The 22,771-nt window shown below is 73.4% G+C and carries 22 protein-coding genes and 1 riboswitch; of the genes, 12 read left to right on the top strand and 10 right to left on the bottom strand.

What is annotated here, in order from left to right:
* Positions 1-7: 7 nt before the first annotated feature.
* Entirely contained in the window at positions 8-787 is a 780-nt protein-coding gene (locus ABD234_RS10415) for an SDR family NAD(P)-dependent oxidoreductase (RefSeq protein ID WP_038373747.1), read from the bottom strand.
* Between the two features lie 104 nt (positions 788-891).
* On the opposite strand from ABD234_RS10415, the gene ABD234_RS10410 reads away from it, so the two are divergent.
* Positions 892-1,620 carry an SDR family oxidoreductase gene (locus ABD234_RS10410; protein ID WP_038373746.1) on the top strand — a complete coding sequence of 243 codons (729 nt, stop codon included), beginning with the start codon at positions 892-894 and terminating at the stop codon, positions 1,618-1,620.
* A complete protein-coding gene (locus ABD234_RS10405) occupies positions 1,617-2,354 on the top strand; it encodes a FadR/GntR family transcriptional regulator (RefSeq protein WP_051487024.1) in 738 nt (245 codons plus the stop codon). Before ABD234_RS10410 ends, ABD234_RS10405 begins: the two co-directional genes overlap by 4 nt.
* 29 nt (positions 2,355-2,383) lie before the next feature.
* Here ABD234_RS10405 and ABD234_RS10400 read toward each other — a convergent pair whose 3' ends face one another.
* The 3 genes from ABD234_RS10400 to ABD234_RS10390 form a co-directional block, all read right to left on the bottom strand.
* Positions 2,384-3,895 (bottom strand): HNH endonuclease signature motif containing protein, encoded by a 1,512-nt coding sequence (locus ABD234_RS10400; protein WP_156954164.1) that lies wholly within the window; start codon positions 3,893-3,895, stop codon positions 2,384-2,386.
* A 222-nt stretch (positions 3,896-4,117) separates the two neighbouring features.
* A complete protein-coding gene (locus tag ABD234_RS10395) occupies positions 4,118-5,428 on the bottom strand; it encodes an LLM class flavin-dependent oxidoreductase (RefSeq protein WP_038373744.1) in 1,311 nt (436 codons plus the stop codon).
* Positions 5,428-6,303, bottom strand: coding sequence for a 3-oxoacyl-ACP reductase (locus ABD234_RS10390; RefSeq protein WP_344355899.1), 876 nt, complete (start codon positions 6,301-6,303; stop codon positions 5,428-5,430). Before ABD234_RS10390 ends, ABD234_RS10395 begins: the two co-directional genes overlap by 1 nt.
* 77 nt (positions 6,304-6,380) lie before the next feature.
* A riboswitch (TPP riboswitch) is annotated at positions 6,381-6,476 on the bottom strand.
* A 234-nt stretch (positions 6,477-6,710) separates the two neighbouring features.
* On the opposite strand from ABD234_RS10390, the gene ABD234_RS10385 reads away from it, so the two are divergent.
* The 7 genes from ABD234_RS10385 (at position 6,711) to ABD234_RS10355 (ending at position 15,429) form a co-directional block, all read left to right on the top strand.
* Positions 6,711-7,088 carry a DoxX family protein gene (locus ABD234_RS10385; protein WP_038373742.1) on the top strand — a complete coding sequence of 126 codons (378 nt, stop codon included), beginning with the start codon at positions 6,711-6,713 and terminating at the stop codon, positions 7,086-7,088.
* Positions 7,089-7,187: 99 nt separating this feature from the next.
* Entirely contained in the window at positions 7,188-8,279 is a 1,092-nt protein-coding gene (locus ABD234_RS10380; protein ID WP_344355897.1) for a LacI family DNA-binding transcriptional regulator, read from the top strand.
* Between the two features lie 525 nt (positions 8,280-8,804).
* Positions 8,805-10,472 (top strand): ABC transporter substrate-binding protein, encoded by a 1,668-nt coding sequence (locus ABD234_RS10375; protein WP_344355895.1) that lies wholly within the window; start codon positions 8,805-8,807, stop codon positions 10,470-10,472.
* Positions 10,472-11,452 carry an ABC transporter permease gene (locus tag ABD234_RS10370; protein WP_344355893.1) on the top strand — a complete coding sequence of 327 codons (981 nt, stop codon included), beginning with the start codon at positions 10,472-10,474 and terminating at the stop codon, positions 11,450-11,452. Before ABD234_RS10375 ends, ABD234_RS10370 begins: the two co-directional genes overlap by 1 nt.
* On the top strand, positions 11,449-12,351 hold the full coding sequence (locus ABD234_RS10365) for an ABC transporter permease (RefSeq protein WP_344355891.1): 903 nt from the start codon (positions 11,449-11,451) through the stop codon (positions 12,349-12,351). The genes ABD234_RS10370 and ABD234_RS10365 overlap by 4 nt, the downstream gene beginning before the upstream one ends.
* Positions 12,348-14,171, top strand: a complete 1,824-nt coding sequence (locus tag ABD234_RS10360) for an ABC transporter ATP-binding protein (protein ID WP_051487022.1) — start codon at positions 12,348-12,350, stop codon at positions 14,169-14,171. The genes ABD234_RS10365 and ABD234_RS10360 overlap by 4 nt, the downstream gene beginning before the upstream one ends.
* A gap of 70 nt (positions 14,172-14,241) precedes the next feature.
* Entirely contained in the window at positions 14,242-15,429 is a 1,188-nt protein-coding gene (locus ABD234_RS10355; RefSeq protein ID WP_344355889.1) for a glycoside hydrolase family 1 protein, read from the top strand.
* A gap of 2 nt (positions 15,430-15,431) precedes the next feature.
* Here ABD234_RS10355 and ABD234_RS10350 read toward each other — a convergent pair whose 3' ends face one another.
* Complete coding sequence (locus ABD234_RS10350; RefSeq protein ID WP_038373737.1) at positions 15,432-15,662, bottom strand: hypothetical protein; 231 nt, start codon at positions 15,660-15,662, stop codon at positions 15,432-15,434.
* Between the two features lie 90 nt (positions 15,663-15,752).
* Positions 15,753-16,724 carry a helix-turn-helix transcriptional regulator gene (locus ABD234_RS10345; RefSeq protein ID WP_344355887.1) on the bottom strand — a complete coding sequence of 324 codons (972 nt, stop codon included), beginning with the start codon at positions 16,722-16,724 and terminating at the stop codon, positions 15,753-15,755.
* Between the two features lie 94 nt (positions 16,725-16,818).
* Between ABD234_RS10345 and ABD234_RS10340 the strand changes: the two genes are divergently transcribed.
* The 3 genes from ABD234_RS10340 to ABD234_RS10330 are packed head-to-tail and all read left to right on the top strand — an operon-like array spanning position 16,819 to position 18,974.
* The gene (locus ABD234_RS10340; RefSeq protein WP_038373734.1) at positions 16,819-17,394 is read left to right on the top strand and encodes a mycothiol transferase; all 576 of its coding nucleotides are present in this window, start codon (positions 16,819-16,821) and stop codon (positions 17,392-17,394) included.
* A 5-nt stretch (positions 17,395-17,399) separates the two neighbouring features.
* On the top strand, positions 17,400-17,987 hold the full coding sequence (locus ABD234_RS10335; RefSeq protein WP_344355884.1) for a DinB family protein: 588 nt from the start codon (positions 17,400-17,402) through the stop codon (positions 17,985-17,987).
* Positions 17,988-18,005: 18 nt separating this feature from the next.
* Entirely contained in the window at positions 18,006-18,974 is a 969-nt protein-coding gene (locus tag ABD234_RS10330) for a prenyltransferase/squalene oxidase repeat-containing protein (RefSeq protein ID WP_344355882.1), read from the top strand.
* A 120-nt stretch (positions 18,975-19,094) separates the two neighbouring features.
* On the opposite strand, the gene ABD234_RS10325 is transcribed toward ABD234_RS10330, so the two are convergent.
* The 4 genes from ABD234_RS10325 to ABD234_RS10310 form a co-directional block, all read right to left on the bottom strand.
* Positions 19,095-19,382, bottom strand: a complete 288-nt coding sequence (locus ABD234_RS10325) for a DUF1540 domain-containing protein (protein WP_038373731.1) — start codon at positions 19,380-19,382, stop codon at positions 19,095-19,097.
* Between the two features lie 175 nt (positions 19,383-19,557).
* Positions 19,558-20,307, bottom strand: coding sequence for a Pr6Pr family membrane protein (locus ABD234_RS10320; RefSeq protein ID WP_344355879.1), 750 nt, complete (start codon positions 20,305-20,307; stop codon positions 19,558-19,560).
* A complete protein-coding gene (locus ABD234_RS10315) occupies positions 20,304-21,281 on the bottom strand; it encodes an SMP-30/gluconolactonase/LRE family protein (RefSeq protein WP_344355877.1) in 978 nt (325 codons plus the stop codon). Before ABD234_RS10315 ends, ABD234_RS10320 begins: the two co-directional genes overlap by 4 nt.
* A gap of 103 nt (positions 21,282-21,384) precedes the next feature.
* Positions 21,385-22,206: a hypothetical protein gene (locus ABD234_RS10310; RefSeq protein ID WP_344355875.1), complete on the bottom strand. Its 822-nt coding sequence runs from the start codon at positions 22,204-22,206 to the stop codon at positions 21,385-21,387.
* Between the last annotated feature and the right edge of the window lie 565 nt (positions 22,207-22,771).

Raw genomic sequence — 22,771 nt, 5'->3', positions numbered from 1 at the left:
GCGCCTCTCAGCGCCCGTGGGCGCGGGAGGGGATCTGCGTGGCGAGCTTGCCGCCGGAGACGTCCACGAGGGTGCCGGTGATGTACGAGGCGGCGTCGCTGGCGAGGAACACCAGCAGGTCGGCGACGTCGTCCGGGCTCTCCCAGCGGCGCAGCGAGAGGGTGTCCAGCAGGCGGTCCTGCGCCTCCTGCGGCATGTCGGCGAAGCCGTTCATGGCGGTGGGGACCATGCCCGGCGCGTAGGCGTTCACGGTGATGTCCCACGGTCCCAGCTCCGAGGCCAGGACCCGGGTGAGCTGGACGACCGCGGCCTTCGAGGCCGCGTAGGCGGCGCTGCCGACGCTCGGGATGATCGCCGCGAAGGAGGCGGCGTTGATGATCCGCCCGCGGCCGGCCTCCTGCATCACCGGCGCGACCGCCCGGCTCATGAGGAAGACGCCGCCCACGTTCACGTCGAAGCAGGTGCGCCAGCGCTGCCAGTCGAGATCGGCGACGGTCCCCTCGACGTTGATGCCCGCGTTGTTGATGAGCACGTCGATCGTGCCGTGACGGCGCACGACCTCCGCCACCGCCGCCTCCACCGAGGCGGGATCGGCGACGTCGCAGGTCACGCGGCCGATGGCGGGCTCGCCCGCAGCCTCAGCCTCCGCCGGGTCGCCCTCGGGGAACGCCAGGTCGAGGGCGACCACCCGGGCGCCCTCCTGGGCGAAGCGGTGCGCGATCACCGCGCCGATGCCGCGCGCCGCGCCCGTGACCATGACGACCTTGTTCCGCAGATCCAGCTCCACTGTCCACTCCCCGGTGCGGCGTGCGCTCGACGCCGGGCACCGGAATAAACATACTATTGCTGTGGGCCGTCCGACCAGCGGGCGGCGGGACGGCAGGAGACGGCATGGCACAGGACGCGCGCGGAACCCTCTGGATCACCGGCGGTGGCAGCGGGATGGGACGCGCGGCGGCGCTCGCCGCGGCCTCGACGGGCTGGCGCATCGTGGTCAGCGGCCGCCGCCGGGACGCCCTCGAGCAGACGGTCGCGCAGGTCGAGGCCGCCGGCGGCGTGGCCTCCGCGCTGGTGCTCGACGTCCAGGACCGCGCCGCTGTCCGCGCGGCGGCGCAGGGCATCGCCGAGCGCTGCGGCGGCATCGACGGCGTGGTCGTCTCCGCCGGGCTCAACGCTCCGCGGCGCCGATGGGACGACCAGGACCTCGGCGAGTTCGACGCGATCCTCGCCACCAACCTCACCGCGACCGCGAGCACCCTGGACGCCGCGCTGCCGCACCTGCGCACGAGCGGGGGTGTGGCCGTCGTCGTCTCCTCCTATGCGGGCTGGTCCTTCCAGCCGGGAGCCGGGGTCGCCTACTCCGCCTCGAAGACGGCGCTCGGCTCCCTGGTGCGCACCCTGAACCAGCAGGAGGCCGCCCACGGCGTGCGCGCCTGCCACCTGTGCCCCGGCGACGTCGCCACCGACTTCCTCGAGCAGCGCCCCGAGGTCCCCGGCGAGGCCGCGCGCGCGGTGATGCTGAGCCCGGAGGACATCGGCCGCGCGATCGGCTTCGTGCTCGATGCGCCCGCGCACGTGCGCGTCGACGAGCTGGTCATCTCGCCGGTCTCCCAGGCGTGAGCACCTCCGCCTTCGAGCGGGCGCTGGACCAGCTGGGCCGCGCGATCGTCGCGGGGGAGCTGCCGGCCGGCCACGCCGACACGGTCGAGGGCCTGGTCGCGCGCACCGGGGCCTCCCGCAGCGTGGTCCGCGAGGTCACTCGGGTGCTCGGGTCCCTGGGCATGCTCAGCGCCGGGCGCCGCGTGGGTCTGCGCGTGCGCGGGGCCGAGCACTGGGACACCCTGGACCCGTGGGTGATCCGCTGGCGCCTGGCGCTGGGCGAGGAGGGGCGCCGCGCCCAGATCGACGAGCTGCGTTCCCTGCGGCGCGCCGTCGAACCGGAGGCCGCAGCCGCCGCCGCCCGCACCGTCGCCGCTGGTCACGCCGTTCCCGATCAGTGCGAGCGGCTTGCCCGCGCCGGCGAGGCGCTGGCGCAGGCGGACGATCCCGAGGCCTTCCTCGCGGCCGATGCCGAGCTCCACGCCGCCGTCCTCGCGCTGTCCGGGAGCGCGATGTTCGTGCGGCTGCGCCGGGTGATCGAGGAGGGGCTGCGGGACCGGGCCCTGCTCGAGCGCGCCCACCTCGCCCCCGATGCCCGGGACGTCGCCCTGCACGGCGAGGTGTGCCGGGCGATCGCCGCCGGGAACCCCGCGGCGGCGGCCGCGGCGATGCGGGAGATCGTGGAGCGCACCGGGCCGGAGGACGCGCAGCCGGCGTCGACGGGGGCACCTCCGGCTGAGAATTCCGCCGACTGAGGCTGCCTTCGGCTGAGGGGTTCGGCTCGTCAGAACGGCGGGGGAGGTCCCGGATCGGGCCTCGGGGGATGGAGCCGCCGTCGCTCCCGCTCCTGATGCGCCTCCCACAGCTCCTCGAACTCGGCGACGACCGCCGGGGTCATGAGGTCGACATCGTCCAGGGCGGTGCACCGTTCGCCCGCGGCGCCGATCCGCCAGCGGGTGCGGCCGGGGGAGACGCCCGCAGGCCCCGCCCCGGGGGCGGGTCCGAGCCGGACCGGGTCGAGCATCCCGAGGGTCTTCATCCGATGGTGCATCCAGCACAGCAGATGGCAGTTCTCGCTGCTGGTCGGGCCGCCCAGCTCGGGGTGCGCGGGGTCGTACTCGCGGATGTGGTCGTTCTCGGAGGCGGTGCACACGCTGCGCGTGCAGCTGGGCACGGCGCAGGTGGGACCCCGCTGGCGCAGGTGCTCCAGCAGCCCCGCCGACGGGCGGTACGTGTCCGTGGCGAGGGGGAGGTACGCGCCGGTGGACGGGTCCGTCAGCACCCGATGCCACACGTCGCAGCCGCCGGCGAGCTCGCGGGCCATGTCCGCCGGGATCGGCGTGATGCCGTCGAGGAGCCCGGGGGCGTCGCTCACGCCGAGCAGTGTCATCGCCGGGACCGTGATGTTCATGCGGAAGCGCGGCCGCGGCACCTCGACGCCCTCGGTGTCGAAGCTCGCGGTGCGCAGCAGCTGATAGCCGATCAGGGTCAGCGGCAGCGGCCGACCGCGGCCCGCGGCGGAACCGTCCGGGTCCAGGGGGACGTCTGTCCCCGCGGCCAGCGCCCGCCGCTGGACGTCCTGGACCGCGCGGGCGGCGGCGTCGAGGCGCCGGCCGAGGTCGAGGATCTCCGGGGCGGGGCCGAAGACCTGCAGGCAGGCGGTGCCGTCCTCCGCCGGGGGGAGGACCTCGATGCCGCGCCGGGGCTCGCGCGGCCCCTCGGCCCGGTCCATCCGGTCGGTCATCCAGGCCACCAGCTGGCGCAGCCGGCGCTCGAAGGTGTCCGCGGTGAGCCCCTCGCCCCAGTCCTCGACGAGCTGGTCGATGATCCGGCGGTGCGCATCGCGCAGCGCGCGGGTGCTGCGGAGGAGGCGGGTGAACCGGTCCACGGGCATGCGCCCGGCGGCGAGCCGCTCGAGGCTGCGGGGGAGGGAGCGCACGGCCATGCGGGCGTCGAGGATGCGCCGCAGCGCGACCTGGCGCGTGACCTGGAGGGCGAGCGCGGCGCGGTCGGCGTTCAGCTCGAGCTCCAGGCGCGCATCGTCGCCCTCGCCCGGGTCGACGGCGAGGGCGGCGAGGACCCGCGTGCGCTGCGCGTGCAGCTGCGAGGCGCGAGCCTCCGCATCCCAGAGATCCTGGAGCAGGGAGCCGAGCTCGACGTCCCCGCTCTCCTCGGCGCGCGCGGGGAGGTCGGTGCGGGTGACGCGCCGTCGCGGCGCGGCGACCCGGAAGCGGCGGGGGACATGCTGCTCGATGGCGCGGCGGATCTCCTCGTCCGACGGCATTCCGTGGCTCATCGTCCCCTCCTCCCCGGCTCATCGCGCGAGCGGGATGATCGTGCGCCCCTGCACCTCGCATCGAACACCTGTTCGATAGAACGACTCTACTCCGCGAAGAGACGTTCTCCCCTCATCCTCCGCGGCGTGTCGCGGCCGCGCCACAGGCACCCCGACGATGGGGACGAACGTGCCCTGGGGAGGAGGAGCGGAGCGCTCCCCGCTGCCCGCGCCGCGAGGTCCCTATCCCGGGGAGAGATGGCCGCGCAGAGTCGTCGCCGCGTACTCCCGCCGGAACCGGCCCCGCTCCCGGAGGATGGGGATGACCTGGTCGATCACGTCCTCAAGGCTCTCCGGCAGGGTCGGGGGCATGAGGTTGAAGCCATCGGCCGCGCCCGCGTCGACCCACGCGATGATCTGGTCGGCGACCTGCTCCGCGGTGCCGATCATCGTCGCGTGCCCGCCGCCGGCGGCGAGCAGCCCCAGCAGCTCCCGGACCGTCGGCCGGGCCGGGGCGGACTCGAGGATCCGCAGCACCGTGGCATACCGGCCCTGCGGACCGGTGAACTCCTCCAGCGGCGGCAGCTCCGGCACGGGGGCATCCAGCTCCCAGGCGCTCGCGTCCTGGCCGATGAAGAAGGACAGCTGGGCGAGGGACTCCCGCGCCGGCAGCAGCGCATCCAGCGCCGCCTTCTTCTCCCGCGCCTCCTGCTCGGTGCGGCCGATGTAGGTGACCAGCCCCGGCATGACGACGATCGAATCCGGGTCCCGGCCCTGCGCCCGGGCCCGCGCGCGGATGTCGGCGCGGTACTCCGTCGCCATGGGGATGTCCCAGGCCACGGCATAGATCCCCTCGGCATGGCGGGCGGCGAGATCGCGCCCGGGCTCCGAGCTGCCGGCCTGGAACAGCACCGGCCGGCCCTGCGGCGGGGAGGGGATGCTCAGCGGCCCGGCGACCCGGAAGCTCTCGCCCCGATGGTCGATGGGTCGGATCCGCTCGACGTCCGCGTAGACCGTGGCGCCGCCGTCGGGCAGGATCGCCTCGGCCGGGAACGAGTCCCACAGGGCGGTGATCGCCTCGATGAACTCATCGGCCCGCGCGTAGCGCTCGGCATGCGGCGGCAGCGCGTCCATGCCGTGGTTGCGGGCCTCCTCGTCGGTCATCGAGGTGACGACGTTGATCCCGGCGCGGCCGCCGCTGATGTGGTCCAGGCTCGCGAGCATGCGCGCCGCGTGGAACGGCTGCCAGAAGGTGCTCGAGATCGTCGTGACCAGGCCCAGGTGCGTGGTCGCCCGGGCCATCGCGGTGAGCGCGGTGATCGGCTCGAAGAACCAGCGCGGCCCGCCGGCGATCCCGGGGACGCCCGCGGACTGCCCGTCCGCGAGGAACAGCGCGTCCAGCGTCCCGCGCTCGGCGAGGCGCGCCAGCTCCTCCCATCGGCCGATGTCGCCCAGCCGCGCCACATCGGAGCCGGGCCGCCGCCAGGCCGCCGAGTGGTGGCCGCAGGCGTGGGCGAACAGGTTCAGGTGGATGGGGCGCGGTGCGGCCGTCATCAGTCCTTCACCAGCCCGCCGTCGACGACGAGGTTCTGGCCGGTGATCGCCCGGGAGAGCGGCGAGGCCAGCAGCAGCACGGCGTCGGCGAACTCCTCGGGGGTGGTCACCGACCCCAGCGGGGTGCTCGCCGCGATCGCGTCGAACACCGCCTCGGGCGTCGCGGCGCTCGCGTCGGTGGTGCGCAGCAGGCCGCCGCTGAGCATGTTCACCCGCACCCCGCGCGGGCCCAGATCTGCGGCGAAGGTCCTGGTCAGGGACAGCAGGGCCGCCTTCGCCGCGGTGTAGTCGTGGTAGGGGACCACGGGGTTCTGGAACAGGTTCGTGCCGATGGTGACGACCCGCCCGGAACCGGCGCGGTCGAAGTGGGGCAGGGCGGCCTGGACCAGGTTGACGGTGCCCTGGACGGATCCGGCGAACTGGGCGGCGAAGGCCTCGTAGCCGATCTCCGCGGCCTTCGGGCGGGCATCGCCGTCGAAGGCGAAGTCGGTCAGGGCGTTGGAGACGACGGTGCTCACCGGCGCTCCGAAGTGGTCCTCGGCCTCGGCGAACAGGGCGTCCAGCGCCGCGCGGTCGCGGACGTCGGCCCGCACGGCGAGGGCCCGCCCCTCGTGCGCGGCGGCGATCTCGCGGGCGGCGTCGGCGCTGCGCAGATGGTCGATCACCACCCGGGCTCCCTCGCGCAGGAACGCCTCGGTGATCGCACGGCCCAGGCCCCGGGCGCCGCCGGTGACCACGACGACCTGCTCGGAGAGCGCAGGGGCGGAGGAGGGCGCGGGAGGTGCCGCGGAGCCGCGGGGAGCCGCATCGGGCTGGGCCGTCGGATCGGGCTGCGCGGCGGGATCGGGCTGGGCTGCGGGGACGGGATCGGTCATCGTCTGCCTCTCGATTCGGCGAGAGGCACCCCCGAGCGTGACCTGCACGGATGCACCGGTCACCCGGGGCATCCGGCGCACGGCCGCTGCGACAATCCCTCCGCCAGCGTGAACTGGATCAGGTTCGACGGGTGTGTTCTCAGCCGCGCGTGGCGGCACCCCGTGTCACGCCCGGCACACTACCCGATGCCCCGTGCCCGCCGGCGCGACCGCCCCTCGCGCTGAGACCCCGCGGGATCGGCCGGCCAGGGTGCAGGCCGCGGTCCCGGGACGCCCCGTGGCGAGCCTCGGACGAATCGACCTGCGCGTTCGCATGACATCGGCCGATGTCGGAGAGATACTTGATACCCGGCGCAGGTGGCCGCCCCGGCCGCCGGAGGCGCCGGCTCGCCGAAGGAGATGGGCAGATGGAGATCCTCCTGTGGACCCTGGCCGGACTTCTCGCGGTGGTCTTCGCGACCTCGGGGACCACCAAGCTGGTCAGCTCCCGTGAACGACTGATCGAACGGACGCCGTGGGTCGAGCAGTTCCCGCATCCCTCCGTGCGCGGCATCGGAGCGCTCGAGGTGCTCGGGGCGATCGGCCTGATCCTCCCGGCAGCGCTCGGCATCGCCCCCTGGCTGACGGCCTTCGCCGCCGCGGGGCTGGGCATCACCATGGTGTTCGCCGCGCTGCTGCACCTGCGACGCGAGGAGGACGACCTCCCGGCGGCGATGCCCGCGATCGTGCTGGGCATCCTCTCGGTGTTCGTGGCGTGGATGCGGTTCGGGCCGTACGCGTTCTGAGCCCCGGGCCCTCCCGCGCAGAGTGCCGCGCCGCGCCGTCGGGTACGGTGCCACGGTCCCGTCCCTGCGCCGATCCCGGCGTCTCCTGAAAGGCCTGGCGTGGCCGAGAGCAAGTCCCCGACCGTCTACGACGTCGCGCGCGAGGCCGACGTCTCGATCGCCACGGTCTCCCGCGTGCTGCGCAGCCCCGAGAAGGTGAGCGTCTCGACGCGAGAGCGCGTGCTCCAGGCCGTGCGGCGGCTCGGGTACGTGCCCAACGCGAGCGCCCGCGGGCTGGCCGATCGGCGCACCGGCGTGCTCGGCCTGCTGATCCCGGGCCACGACATCCCGGCGACGAGCCGGCGCCTCCCCGCGGAGGACGGAGCGCCCGCCGTCGTGGAGTTCCTCGACGACCGCGACGGACGCCAGGCCGATCCGTACCGCAACCGCTACTTCGAGCAGCTCGTGCGCGGGGCGGAGGCGGCGGCATGGCGCGCCGGCTACGCCCTGCTCGTCGCGGCCGGGACCAGCGTGAGCCGGGACGTGGTGATGCACGACCTCGCCGGACGGGTGGACGCCCTCGCGGTCGTCGCACGCACCGTCCCCGACGAGCTGCTCCGGGGAAGCATCGGCCGCACCCCGATGGTGACGGTCGCCGGGGAGGGCGGGACGGGAGCCGATGCGGTGCGGGTCGACAACCGCGGCGGGATGTCCGCCCTGGTGCGCCACGTCCTCGCGGTGAAGCCCCCGGGGCCCGTGCTCTATCTCGCCGGCCCGCCGGACTCGCCCGATGCCGCGGGCCGCGCCCGGGGATTCCACGACGCGATCGCCGGCCAGGACGTCCCCTGGCGCACGGCGATGGCCGACTTCACCTGGCAGGGCGGGCACGACGCGGTCACGGCGCAGCTCGAGGAGGAGATCCCCGCGGCGGTGATCGGCGCGAACGACCAGAGCGCCCTGGGGGCGCTCGCGGCGCTGCGCGAGGGCGGGGTCGACGTGCCGGGGACCTGCGTGGTCACCGGCTTCGACGGCATCGACGAGTCCCGCTACAGCACCCCGACCCTCACCACGGTGCGCCAGCCGATGATCGACCTGGGGATCTGCGCGGTCGAGCTGCTGCTGCGCCGCCTCGCGGACCCGGACGCCGCCCCGCGCGACCTGCAGCTGCCGGTGGACGTCCTCCTGCGCGCGAGCTGCGGCCCCCTCGGCTGACCCCGCCCGTCAGGGCGGGCCGACGTGGGCTGGCGCGGGTCGCCGCCGATCCCCCGGCAGCATCGGCACCGCCACCGCCACCGCCACCGGCAACAGGCGCCGGCTCGGGGCAGGGGCCGGACACACGACCGGAGTAAGTCCGTCGCTTCCCGGCGAGGTAGCGACGGAGTTACTCCGGTCGATCGGCGTAGCGACGGAGTTACTCCGATCGATGGGCGCAGCGACGGATTCACTCCGATTCTTCGCGCAGCGGCCATGGCACGCGACCCCCCGTGCCGGCGGCCTTGCGCCGTTCCGTGCACGCCGATCCGTCCGCCCCGGTCACCTCGCCCCCTTCCCCTCTCCGTTCCCCGCACGCCCGATCCCGGGCCGGGCGCCGGGGTTGCGCCGCCGGAATGTAAGCGCATACAGTCGTCGTCGACCGCGCCGCGGAGAGCGGCGGAGGTCGGGGCCGCGTCGTGCGGCCCGCTGAGGTCGCCGCCCGGCGACCCCGCTCCCTACGACGGCGTGAGGACGTGCACCACCGTGGCATCCGCACCACCCCTGCTCCGCAGACGCACCCTGCTGGGCGGCGCCTCCCTGGCGGCGACCGGCCTGCTGGCGTCGGGCTGCTCGCTGCAGATCCGCAGCCGGCCCGATCCGACCATCGGCCCGGACACGATGCTCGTGGCCGGCGACAAGGGGACCCCCACCTTCACCGCGAACTTCAACCCGTTCCACGCGAACAAGCGCACGGCGGCGTCGATCCTGTACGAGCCCCTGATCTGGATCAATCCGCTCGACGGCGAGCTCGTCCCGTGGCTGGCCGAGAGCTGGGACCAGCCGGACCCGCAGCGCATCGTGCTGACGCTGCGCGAGGGCGTCAGCTGGCACGACGGCACGCCGCTGACCGGGGAGGACGTCGACTACACCTTCCGGATGCTGCAGGACTTCCCGGCCAACGACGTCGCCGGCGCCTGGGGACGCATCGACACGCTCGAGGTCGACGGACGCACCATCGCGATCACTCTGAAGAGCCCGGACTCGCCGGCGCTGCCGGTCATCGGCCAGACCGTGATCGTCCCGCGGCACCTCTGGGAGGGCGTCGCGGACCCCTCGACCTGGCGCAACGAGGAGCCCGTGGGCTCCGGGCCGTTCCAGCTGGGCACCTTCACCGCCCTGCAGTACACCCTGGACCGCTTCCCCGGGCACTGGCAGGCCTCGTCGATCGACATCGAGCACCTCGTGTACCCCGCCGCGAGCGAGGAGCTGGACCTGGTCACCAAGGGCTACGACTGGGCCTACGCGTACATGAGCGACGTCGAGAACACCTGGATGGCCGCGAACGACGCCAACCGCTACTGGTTCCCGCCCGGCGGGATCATCGGCCTGCACCCCAACCACGACGTCGCCCCCTTCGACGACGTGGACGTGCGCCGCGGCCTCGCGCTGGCGCTGGACGGGCGGCAGGTCGCCGAGGTCGCCGCCGAGGGGTACATGGACGAGGCCAGCCAGTCCGGCCTGCTGCTGCCCAACCAGGAGGACCTGCTGGACCCCTCGCTGCCGGAGCGCGGGATCATCGGCCAGGACACGCAGGCGGCGATCGCCGCCTTCGAGAAGGCCGGCTTCACCTACGACGGCACCACCATGCGCACCCCCGAGGGCGAGCCCTTCACCTTCGCGATCACCACCGCCAACGGCTACACCGACTGGCTGCGCGCGGTGCAGGAGGTCCAGCGCGAGCTGGGCGCCATCGGCATCGCGGTCGACATCGACGCCCCGCAGCCCGCGGCCTACGAGGCCAACCTCTCCAGCGGCGACTACCAGGTGGCGGTGGGCTCCTCCAACGGCTCCGACGCCTTCCAGGGGTTCAGCAACCTCATGTCGGGCGAGTACTACGTGCCCGTCGGCGAGACCAGCCAGAACAACCGCATCCGGTACCGCAGCGCCGAGGCCGACGAGCTGATCACCCGCTACCGCGCCAGCGTCGACGAGGCCGAGCAGACCGAGATCCTGCATGCCCTGCAACGGCTCTTCCACACCGACCTGCCCGTCATCGCGCTGTACTACGGCGGGCTCTGGGGGCTCTACAACCAGGCGCGCTTCACCGGATGGCCCACCGCCGAGGACCCCTACGCGCCGCTGCAGACCTACGGGTCCTCGCCGCTGCTGGTCCTGACCCGGCTGCGCCGCGCCCAGAAGGAGGCCTCCTGATGCGGTACTTCCTCCAGCGCGGGGGATGGTTCGCGCTCACCCTGTGGGCTGCGATCACCCTGAACTTCCTGCTGCCGCGCATGATGCCGGGATCCCCGGCCGATGCCGCGATCGCCAAGCTCTCCCAGAACGGGCCGGTCACCGCGGAGACGCGCCGCGCCGTGGAGGCGCAGCTGGGCGTGCCCGACGGCAGCCTGATCCAGCAGTACGTCGACTACCTCCGCCAGATCCTCTCGCTGGACTTCGGGGTCTCCTACGCCTTCTACCCGGAGCCCGTCTCCGGTCTCGTGGCCCAGGCCCTGCCGTACACGCTGGTCCTGGTGGGCCTGGTGACGATCGCGTCCTTCGTGATCGGGACCCTGCTCGGCGTGCTCGCGGCGTGGCGGCGCGGCACCTGGATGGACGCCCTGCCCACCGTCGGCGGCAGCTTCCTCACGACGTTCCCGTACTTCTGGACCTCGCTGCTGCTGCTGTTCTTCCTGGGCTACGTCGCCCACCTGTTCCCGACCTTCGGGGCGTTCTCCGCCACGACGCAGCCGGGCCTGGACTGGGGCACCGTGGTCGATGCCGTCTACCACGCGGCGCTGCCGGCGACGACGATGCTCATCACCTCCCTCGGCGGGTGGGTGCTGGGCATGCGCAACGCCATGATCACCACCCTCGGCGAGGACCACGTGACGTTCGCGGAGGCCAACGGCATCCCCGGCCGCACCGTCGCCCTGAAGTACGCGGCCCGCAACGCGATCCTTCCCAACCTCACCGGCTTCGGCATGGCGCTGGGCGGGGTGGTCGGCGGCTCGATCCTCGTCGAGCAGGTCTTCGGCTATCCCGGCATCGGCTTCCTGCTGTTCAACGCCGTCACCGGCCAGGACTACCCGCTGATGCAGGCGATCTTCCTCATGATCACCGTCAGCGTCCTGGTGGCGAACCTGCTGGTGGACATCCTGTACGGCATTCTCGACCCGAGGACGAGGCGATGAGCGCACCCGAGACCGCACCCCGCACCCTGCCGCCGACGCTCGCCGGACTGCGCGGAGGCCTGCGCACCATCTGGACCCACCGCAAGGCGCGCATCGGCCTGATCGTGCTGGGGCTGTTCGTGGTCCTCGCGGTGCTGGCCCCCTGGATCGCGCCCTACGACCCGAAGGACAACAGCTTCGGCCGCAGCCTCGCGGGCTCGGCCCAGCACTGGCTGGGCACCACCGCGGCGGGGGAGGACGTGCTCAGCCAGCTGATCCACGGCGCCCGCATCTCCCTGCTGGTCGGCTTCGGCGCCGGCGGGATCTCCACGATCATCTCCGTGGTGATCGGCCTGTGCTGGGGCTATGTGCGGGGGCTGCCGGGCGAGGTGATCAACTTCGTGGTCAACCTGTTCCTGGTGATCCCCGGGCTGCCGCTGATGATCGTGGTGGCCACGTACCTCAGCGACGGCGGGATCTCCGTGATCATCGCCGTCATCGCGATCACCGGCTGGGCCTGGGGCGCGCGCGTGCTGCGCAGCCAGACCGCCAGCCTGCGCGGACGCGACTTCGTGGAGGCCGCGCGGTTCTCCGGCGAGCGGGCCCCGCGCATCATCTTCCGCGAGATCCTGCCCAACATGACCTCGCTGATCGCCGGCGGGTTCTTCGGCGCGGCGACCGCGGCGATCCTCGCCGAGGCCGGGCTGGAGTACCTGGGCCTGGGCGACTCGACCATCGTCAGCTGGGGCACGATGCTCTACTGGGCGCAGAACTCCAACGCCCTGCTCACCGGGCAGTGGGCGCTGCTGTTCGCGCCCGGCCTGTGCATCGCCCTGCTCGCCACCTCGCTGACCCTCATCAACTTCGGCATCGACGGGATCAGCAATCCCCGTCTGCGGGAAGGGAGCACCGGGCGATGACCGGAACCGAGACCACCACCGGCCCCCGGGACACCCCGGGCGGGGAGGCACCCCTGCTCAGCGTCCGCGACCTCAGCGTCGTCTACGAGCCGGTCGGCGCGACGCCCACCCGGGCCGTGAAGGACGTGTCCTTCGACGTGGGCCGCGGCGAGTTCCTCGGCCTGGTCGGGGAGTCGGGGTCGGGGAAGTCGACCCTGGGCTTCGCGATCACGGCGCTGGCCCGTCCGCCGGCCCGCATCGAGGGCGGGCGGATCCTGTTCGGGGACGTGGACATCGCGAGCATGGACCACGAGCAGCTTCGCACCCAGCGCCAGGGCGGCTTCGCGATGGTGCTCCAGGCGGGGATGAACACCCTGAACCCGGTGCGGACCATCCGCCAGCACTTCGGGGACATCTTCGCCGCCCACCGGCACGTGGCGCCGGCGCGCCGCGAAGCCCGGGCCGCCGAGCTGGTGCGCCGCGTGTCGCTGGGGCCGGAGGTCCTGGACCGCTACCCCTTCGAGCTGTCCGGCGGCATGCGCCAGCGCGTCACCATCGCCCTCGCGCTCTCCCTGGAGCCGCAGCTGATGGTCTTCGACGAGCCCACCACCGCGCTGGACGTCCTCGTCCAGCATGCGGTGATGGACACGATCCGCGCCCTGCAGGCGGAGGAGGGCTTCACTGCCATCCTCATCAGCCACGACCTCGGCGTGGTCCTCGAATCGGCGCACCGGGTGCTGGTGATGCGCGAGGGGCGGATCGTCGAGGACGCCCCCAGCGCGGACATCCTCCACCGCCCGCAGCACGAGTACACCCGGATGCTGCTGAGCCACTTCGCCGATCCCCGCGCCGAGCACGTGTCCCTTCCGGGCATCGAGGCGCCCGAGCCCGCGGCCGATGGGCCCGATGGGCCCGATGCTCCTGCGGCCGATGGGCCCGATGGGCCCGATGCTCCTGCGGCCGATGGGCCCGATGCTCCCGCGGCCGATGCTGCCGCGGCCGATGCTCCTGCGGCCGATGGGCCCGGGCGCCGGCGCCCCGGGGCCGGGCTCGAGCTGCGGGTCGAGGGCGTCACGAAGTCCTTCGCGCCGCCGCGGCGCCGCGCCGCCGGCGTGCTCGCCGTGGACGACGTCAGCTTCACCCTGGCGCCCGGCGGGGCGACGGCCCTGGTGGGCCAGTCCGGCAGCGGCAAGTCGACCCTCGCGAAGATGATCACGGGCGTGGAGAAGCCGACCGCCGGCACCATCCACCTCGGCAGCACCTCCATCGGCCCGCTGCGAGGCCGCGCCCTGCGGGAGCTGCGACGCACCGTGCAGATGGTCTTCCAGGATCCGTACTCGGCGCTGAACCCGCTGAGCACCGTGGAGTACACGCTCACGCGGGCGCTGGCGAACCTCACCGACCTGCGCGGGCCGGCGCTGCGCCGGCGGATGCTGGAGCTGCTGGAGACGGTGGGCCTGACCCCCGTGGAGCAGTACGCCGCGAAGCTGCCCCACCAGCTCTCCGGCGGGCAGCGGCAGCGTGTGGTGATCGCGCGGGCGCTGGCCGCGGATCCGCAGGTGATCATCGCCGACGAGCCCGTCTCCATGCTCGACGTGTCCCTGCGCGCCGGGGTGCTGGCGCTGCTGCGCGACCTGCGCGAGCGCACCGGCATGTCCCTGCTCTACATCACCCACGACCTGCTCAGCGCCCGGCTCATCACGGACGACATCCTCGTCCTGCACGAGGGCCGCGTCGTCGAGCAGGGGCCGACGGCGCAGGTCATGCGGCATCCGCGCGACGAGTACACGATCCGCCTGCTCGAGGCGATCCCCGACCCGGCGCGCGTGCACGGCGCCTGACCCCCGGCCGGGCCCGCCGCAGGGCCCGGCCCCACCCTTCACGCCCCACCTCTCCACGACAGGAGTCCCCATGACCTCCCTCCGCTTCCCCGACGGCTTCCTGTGGGGCGCCGCGACCGCAGCCCACCAGATCGAGGGCAACAACGTGAACTCGAACTGGTGGGAGATGGAGCATCGGCCGGGCTCGCCCGTGGTCGAGCCCAGCGGCGATGCGGCCGACAGCTACCACCGCTTCGCCGAGGACATCCGCCTCCTCGCCGAGCTGGGGATGAACACCTACCGCTTCAGCATCGAGTGGGCGCGGATCGAGCCGGAGCGGGGGTTCGTCTCCCGGGCCGAGCTCGCCCACTACCGGCGCATGATCGACACCTGCCTCGAGCACGGCGTCGAGCCGGTGGTCACGCTCATGCACTTCACGGTGCCCCGCTGGTTCGAGCGCGACGGGTTCTGGCGCGCGGACGACGCCCCGGAGCTGTTCGCCCGGTACACGGAGACGGTGCTGCCGATCCTCGACGGGGTGCGCTACGTGTGCACCATCAACGAGCCGAACATCGCCGCCATGCTCGCCGGCGGCGAGAAGGCGGAGAACCTCGTCGCCCACGGCCTGGCCTTCCCCGACCTGCACGTCGCGGACCAGCTGCTGGCCTCCCACCGGGCCTCGCGCGAGGTCCTCGCCGGCCGGGGCGGGATCCTCTCGGGCTGGACCATCGCCACCCAGGCCTTCCATGCCACCGACGAGGAGGGCAGCGCCGAGAAGCTCCACGAGTACGGGTACCCGCGCGACTTCTGGTACCTCGAGAACTCCGCGGGAGACGACTTCCTCGGCGTGCAGGCCTACACGCGCACGTTCATCGGCCCAAACGGGCCGCTGCCCGTGGCCGAGGGCGTCGAGACCACGCTGACCGGCTGGGAGTTCTTCCCGCCGGCCGCGGAGCTGGGGCTGCGCAGCGCCTGGGAGCTCAGCGGCCAGGTGCCGCTGATGGTCACCGAGAACGGCATCGCCACGGCCGATGACTCCCGCCGCCGCGCCTACATCCAGGGCTCGCTGGAGGGGATCCACCGGGCGATGGCCGACGGCATCGACGTCCGCGGCTTCCAGTACTGGTCCCTGCTGGACAACTACGAGTGGGCCAGCGGCTACCGGCCCACCTTCGGCCTGATCGGCTGGGACCCGGAGACGTTCGCGCGCACGGTCAAGCCCAGCGCCCGCTGGTACGGGCAGATCGCCCGCAGCGGCGAGCTGCCCGTCGCGGGCTGACCTCAGCGGTCGTACAGCTCGCCCAGGTCGCGCAGGGACCGGCCGTCCCACAGCCCGTCCCGCAGCCGGGCGGGCAGCTCGACGGTGCGCGGGGTGCGGGGCACGGTGCGCTCCTCGACGGTCGGGGCCGGGATGACGATGGGGAGCGCGCCGGACCGGGGGGTGCGGGAGGTCCCGCGCGACCAGAGGTCACGGCCCGGCAGCGACCTCGATGCTCGGTGCGTGGTGCTCATGCCGGACAGCCTGGCCCCCTGACCTCCGTCCCGGCTGGGACGACACGCGGGGAATCCTGGGTCCACGGGATGCGCCGCCTTCCTGCGCGCCTACGCCCCCTCGGAGCCGGCCGCGCGCTGAGCTCCGCCGCTCGCCCACGCCCCGATGTCCGCGATCTCCGCGATGAGCTCCGGCGGGTCGACGACCTCGATCGGCAGGTCCAGGTAGGCCAGATGGGCGGCGACCCAGCGCAGGTCCCAGGCGCCGATGCGCAGCAGGCAGGCGTCGGGGCCATCGGCCGTGAGCGTGCCGATCATCGCCGGGACGTGCGGGGAGACCTCCTCGAGCGGGCGCAGCACGCGGACCTCGGCCTGGGTGGCGTAGGCGCCCACGCTGAGCGACTCGCGCACATAGGACTCGACGTCCGGCGTGGTGCGGCGGGTGAAGCGGAACGTCGTGGCGCGGGCCTCGTGCATGCGGTCCAGGCGGAAGGTGCGCCAGTCCTCGCGATCGCGGTCCCAGGCGAACAGGTACCAGCGGCGGGCCACGGACAGGACGCGGTACGGCTCCACCCGGCGCATCATGCGCTCGCCGTCGCGGCGCTCGTAGTCGATGCGGGCCTCCACGCCCTCGCGCGCGGCACGGGCGAGGGTCAGCAGCGTCGGCGAGGTGACGCCCGAGGGCCCGGAGTCCAGGACCGCCAGGACCTCGCTGATCGCGGAGACCTCGGCCCGGACCGTCGGCGGGAGGATCCGGTCGATCGCGGTGAGCGCGCGCAGCGCCTGCTCGTCCAGGCCCTCGATCCCCGACCCGGCCGCCAGGCGCAGCCCCACGGCGACCGCCACGGCCTCCTCGCCCTCCAGCAGCAGGGGAGGCAGGGCCTTGCCGGCGCCCAGCTGGTAGCCGCCGCCGTGGCCGTTGGAGGCCAGCACGGGGTAGCCCAGCTCCCGCAGGCGGTCGATGTCCCGCCGCACCGACCTCGTGGTCACGCCGAGCTCCTCGGCCAGCTCCGGCCCGGTCCAGACGCTGCGGGACTGCAGCAGGGACAGCAGTCGCAGGGCTCGTCTCGTCACGTCGCTCATGGGGACCAGTGTGCCGCGATCAGCGGACAGCTCCTGTCCGCACTGTGAGCCAGACTGCATCCTGTCAGCACGACGACCCGACCGAGGAGCAGCCATGGGCTTCCTGACCCCCGAGACCACTGACGAGCGCGACGCGCTCGCCACCTTCGCCTCCCAGCAGGTGCGCCAGCTGGCGACCGCGCTGCATGGGCTCACCCCGGAGCAGATCCGGGAGACGCCCAGCGCCTCGGCGATGAGCCTGGGAATGCTGGCCCGGCACGCGATCCTCATGGCCGAGGGCGCGGCCCTGCACATCGCCGCCGCCCCGGAGATGGGCTCGCCGGCCCCGCGCACTCCCGAGCAGTACCAGGCCGAGGGCGGCATCACTCCTGAGGCCGTCCGCGAGGGGGACACGGCGGAATCCCTCATCGCCGAGCTGCGCACCGCGGCCGACGCCCTCGAGGCCGCGATCCGCGCCGCGGATCCCGACGAGAAGGGCCCCTTCCCGGACCAGCCCTGGTTCGAGGGCAGGAAGCTGTGGACGGTGCGCTGGTACGCGATGCACCAGATCGAGGAGCACGCCCGCCACGCCGGGCATGCGGACATCATCCGCGAGAGCATCGATGCCAAGGGCACCTACGAGCTGAACGCCCTCGCCGAGGGCGGCACCTGGCCGCCGGAAGGGTGGTGAGCGCGATGACCACGACCCACGGCGAGAGCCTCGACGTCCCCCGGGTGCTGCTCGAGCAGATCGACTGGCACGTCACCGAGCACCTGCGGCCCCGACTCGAGGGGCTCACCGACGAGGAGTACCTCTTCGACCCCACGGCCGACGGCCGGACGGTCTGGACGGTGCACCCGCGCACCCAGCCGTCGGAGGCCGCGGTCCAGGGCGGCAGCGGCGAGTTCGTCATCGACTTCGAGTTCCCCGAGCCCTCTCCCGCCCCGTTCACAACGATCGCCTGGCGGCTCGGGCACGTGATCGTCGGGGTGCTCGCCGCGCGCAGCGCCTCCCACCACGCGGGCCCGCCTGCGGACTACATGAGCTGGGAGTACTCCGGGACCGCGGCGGGCGCGCTCGCCCAGTTCGACGCCGAGTACGCCCGATGGATCACGGGGGTGCGCAGTTGGGACCTCGAGGCCCTCTCCCAGCCCACCGGCGAGGCCGAGGGGCCCTTCGCCGCCGAGCCCCGGGCCGCCCTGGTCGCCCACATCAACCGCGAGCTCATCCACCATCTCTCCGAGATCGCGCTGCTGCGCGACCTGTACGCCCACCGGGGCTGACCCGGCGAGGAGGACCCCATGCCCGTCGACGACGCGGACGCCTGGCTCCTGGCGACCGATCCGGCCCTGCGCTGGCAGGTCGAGCGCGATCTGCTCGGGGCGCCGCCGCAGCAGTGGCAGGCGACGCGCCGCCGCATCGCCCAGGAGGGCTTCGGCGCGCGGCTGCTGGACCTGCAGGGCGAGGACGGCATGTGGGCCGGCGGCGCCTACTTCCCCGGCGGCTTCTTCGAGGACCCGGCGAACCAGGACCTCCCCGGCCAGCCGTGGACCGCGACCACCTGGAGCCTGACCGCCCTGCGCGAATGGGGCATGGACCCGGCGCCGCTGCGGGAGAACGGGGCCGTGGAGCGCCTGGCCCGCCACGCCCGCTGGGAGTACGACGACCTGCCGTACTGGGGCGGGGAGGTGGACTGCTGCATCAACGCGATGACCCTCGCCAACGGCCTGTGGCTGGGGGCGGAGGTCGGGGCGATCGCCGACTGGCTCCTCGCCCACCAGCTGGAGGACGGCGGCTGGAACTGCGACTGGGTCGAGGGCTCGCAGCGCTCCTCGTTCCACTCGACGATCAACGCCCTGGGCGGCCTGCTGGCCCTCGAGGAGGCGACCGGCGGCACGCAGGCCGTGCGCGCGGCGCGCCGGCGGGGCGAGGAGTACCTGCTGCGCCGTCACCTGCACCGCCGTCTCTCCACCGGGGAGAGCGTCGGCCCGTTCGTGGACCGCTTCCGGTACCCCTTCCGCTGGGAGTACAGCGTGCTGCGGGCGCTGGACCACCTGCGTCGGGCATCGGCCCTGGACGGCACGGCGCCCGATCCCCGGGCCGGCGAGGCGATCGGGATGGTCCGCGCCGCCCGGCAGGAGGACGGCACCTGGCTGCAGGGGCCCGTCCTGCCCGGGGCGGTGTGGTTCGCGGTCGACGTCCCCGAGGCAGAGCCCTCGCCCTGGCTCACGCTGCACGCCCGGCGGGTCCTGGACTGGTGGGAGGCCTGACGGCAGAGCGCGCGAGCGGGCCGGGAGATGATCTTCCGGCCCGCTCGCGCGCTCTCGGTGCCGCGTCGCTGCGGCGGTGCTCAGGCCTCGGTGGCGAGGCCCGGTGCTCGGTGGCGAGGCTCAGGCCTCGGTGTAGGTGAGGCAGTTGGCGGTGTCGGTGCCGGCGCCGCCCACGCGGATCGACTCGGCGCTGCACTCGAGGTCCTTGTTGAAGGCGCAGGAGGTGCGCTGGCAGGCGCCCACCTGCGAGACGACCTTGGACAGGCCGCCCTTCACGTCGAGCGGGACGAAGGTCGCGCAGTGATGATCCTGGCCGACGGTCACGGCGAAGGCGTGGCAGCCGTCGTGGTTGTACGAGCAGCCGGCAACGGTGCACTCGGAGACGCGGGGCATATCGACGACGGACATGGTTCTCCTCCTGGACGTAGGGGCCGGCCGTGGGGCCTCGACCGGCGGCACCGGTCGTGGGGCCACGGCCGATGCCCCCAGATTAGACCTCTGCATTCCTTTCCGCTAGGAAGGGAAGGCGACCCTCGGTCCTTTAGGAAACGCCAGGAGTTTAGAAAACATCGGCTGTTCCTTATTACGTGCCATCGCGTCTCGCGCGACGCGCCGAGATGACCTGGGCCACCGCCCGCTCGATGCCCTCCAGCCCGGCGGCGAGCACGACGAACGCCGCGAGCACGCCCAGGGCCATCGCCACGGCGGGACCGTAGCCGACCGTGGGCACGTCGATGAACGGGTACGGGTACCAGTGCGTCACCGCGCCGTGGAGGAAGGTCCAGGCGCCGAACAGGACCGGGAACACCAGCGCCCAGGCCGTCACGCGCAGGCCCAGCCCGCGCGGGGCGCCCACGGCGGTGCGCGGCCCCGCCAGGATCCAGGCGAGGACGGCCAGGGCCGGGCCCACCACGTGCAGCAGGGTGTCCAGGACGCCGATGATCCCCGGCTCGGTGCCCAGCGGGCGCAGCAGGAACCAGTGGACCACCGCCGTGATCACGATCGCGACCAGGGAATCGACGCGCAGCACCCTCAGTCCCAGGGTGAGCGGGCGGCCCATCGCGAGCAGAAGAGACGTCACGGCGACAAGAATGGTGGATTGGATGGTGAAGAAGGAGAAGAACCGCACCATCGACGGAATCGTCCCGGGATCGGGACTGCTCGGATCGAAGGGCCCGGTTCCCGTGAGCACGAACTGCGTGACCGCGGTGAGCGCGGTGACCGCGAAGACCGCCCCGTGCAGGGCGCGGCCGCGGCCGGACAGCGGTGCCGGGCCCGCAGCGCCGTCCGCCCCGGCGGGATCGGCCGCACGCAGCGGGGGCGGGGCGGTCATGCGCAGATGCCGCGCGCGGCCATCACCGCGTCGCGCGCCGTGGTGCGGATCCGGTAGAGGCTCGTCGTCGCCACCATGTACAGGGTGGTGCCGTCGGCGCCGCCGAAGGCGAGGTTCGCGGTCGGCTCCGGCACGGGGATGTCCAGCAGCTTCTCGCCCGCGGGGGAGAGGACCTGCACCCCGGAGCCGCTCGAGGACCAGATGTTCCCCGCCGTGTCCACGCGGATCCCGTCGGGAACCCCCGGGGAGACCTCCGCGAGGATGCGGCCGTTCTTCGCATGCCGTCCCTCGACCACGTCGTACACGTGGATGGCGTGCCCGCGCGGCCGCGCGGCGGAGGCGGCCTCATCGGCCGGGAAGAGCGAGGAGTCCGCGACGTAGAGGAGGGACTCGTCGGGGGAGAAGGCCAGCCCGTTCGGGGCCTCCACGTCGATCACCACGGCACGGACCGTGCCGTCGGCCGGGTCGAGATGGAAGACGTAGCGATCCCCGTACTCCTCCTGCCCGGCGTGGCCCTCGGCCGGCTTCTTGATCCCGTAGGAGGGGTCGGTGAACCAGATGCCGCCGTCCGAGGCGACCACGACGTCGTTGGGCGAGTTCAGCCGTGCCGGCCCGAAGCGATCCGCGACGACGACGGCGCGGCGCTCCTCCCCGGGCTCGACGGCGCGGTCCCGGACCACGGCCCGCTGGCCGTGGGAGCACTCCAGCACGGTGCCGTCGCGGTCCAGGGTGCGGCCGTTGGTGAACTCGACGCCCTCGGCGTGGACGCTCAGCTGCCCGGTGGCCTCGGAGTACTCGAGGATGCGGTCCCCGGGGATGTCGCTGAACCGCAGCGCCTGCCGCTGCGGGATCCACACGGGCCCCTCTGCCCAGGTGGCGCCGGTGGCGACCCTCTCGAGCCGGGCGCCCTCGGCCAGCAGCGGCGAGGCGGGCGGGGCGGGCAGGACGACCGGATCGGCCGGGGTGTCGGTCACGGGGAGCTCCTTCGTTCCAGGGCGTGCGCCATCGGCGCACCAGCGCTGACCAGCACAGTATGTCGTCCGGGCGGCGGCCCGGCGCGGAGCGGGCGCGGCGCGGTCAGCGGTCCAGGAGCCAGGAGGCGAGCAGCGCGAGCGGGACGATGATGATCGAGGACCCTCCGAGCAGCGCCATGGCCAGCGCCAGCTTCGACTCGGCGTCCAGGGTCTGCTTCCAGCCCGCGGCCTTCACGACGTCCTGGAGGGGGCCGTTGATGTCCGAGGTCGAGAAGTCGATGTCCACCACCTTCTGGAAGCCGGACGGGCCGATGGCCGCCTGCACCTCCCGCTTCCAGAACCAGCTGCGGCCCGAGCGCACGGCCGCGATCGCGCCCAGCCGCAGCGGCCCCGCGGTCGTCTCGACGTGGTGGAGCAGGTCGTTGCGCCGGGCCAGCCCGGGGCGCTTCCGGGTCAGGGTCGCGGCGAAGACCGTGGAGTACGTACGGAGGGAGGTGACCTGGATCCAGCGGGCGTCGGTGAGGTCGGCGGTGATCCGGACCCGGTGGTCGTCCGCGTGGACGACGTAGGGGGAGTCCTCGAAGGCCGCGGCGACGCCGCGCACGAGATCCGGCCAGGACCACGGTGCGGAGCGGGTGGTGGGGGAGGGGAGCGGGCCGCCCACGACGACCTCCTGCAGGGCGCGGCCGGCGTCGCGACCCACGGCCAGGCGCTCCCGGGCCATGCCGATGAGCCCGATCAGGCCGATCAGACCCGCCACGAGGAAGACGATGCCGACGATCCACAGCGCCGGATGCCCTCCGGTCACGGCGGCGATCGTGGTCAGCAGCGTCCCGACACCGCCGAAGATCAGGGTGATCACGGCGGCGACGATCAGCTGGCGGAGGTAGGTGCGGCGCGGGGCGGTTCCGGCGGTGAAGCCCATCGGGAGTCCTTCGTCGATGCATCGGTGCCCCTCGAGCCTACGAGCCGGGATCCCGGGGGCAGCCGATGGTGAGGGAGGGATGGAGTTGCCGGGCCGGGAGCCGGCCGAGGGACGCGGGGGATCCGAGCCGGAGGGCGGAGCGGTGGGCGTGCTGCGCGGGGCGGTCGCATGCTCCCCCTCCTCCTCGTAGGTGCGCGGGGCGGTCGCTCTCCCCTCCTCCTTCTCGTGGAGAAGGGCAGTCGGCTCTCTCCATGGGGCAGGACTGCTCGCTCTGGGGCAGGACCGCCGCCCCTCCTCCGAGCGGCAGGGCACCGGCTCCCGTCGCGCAGAGGGGCAGGAGCGGTCTCCTCGTCGGGGCCTGGAGAGGAGCCCGGGGAGGAGCCGGGAGCCGGCATCCGCTGCGGCCCGCCGTGGGGCCGGAACGGAGCGATCCGGAGAACGTGTCGCAGCACACGTGCCGAAAGTGGGCTCTCGAGTTGCGCGGGGGTCGGGGCGTGCGTAATGTATTCCCTCGTGCCCCGGTGAACGGGACGGGAACGAGGAGTGATCCTCAGGGTCCGGATCG

The organism is Brachybacterium phenoliresistens (genome assembly GCF_039530785.1).
Lineage (GTDB): Bacteria > Actinomycetota > Actinomycetes > Actinomycetales > Dermabacteraceae > Brachybacterium > Brachybacterium phenoliresistens.
This window is presented reverse-complemented; position numbering and strand designations above follow the sequence as displayed.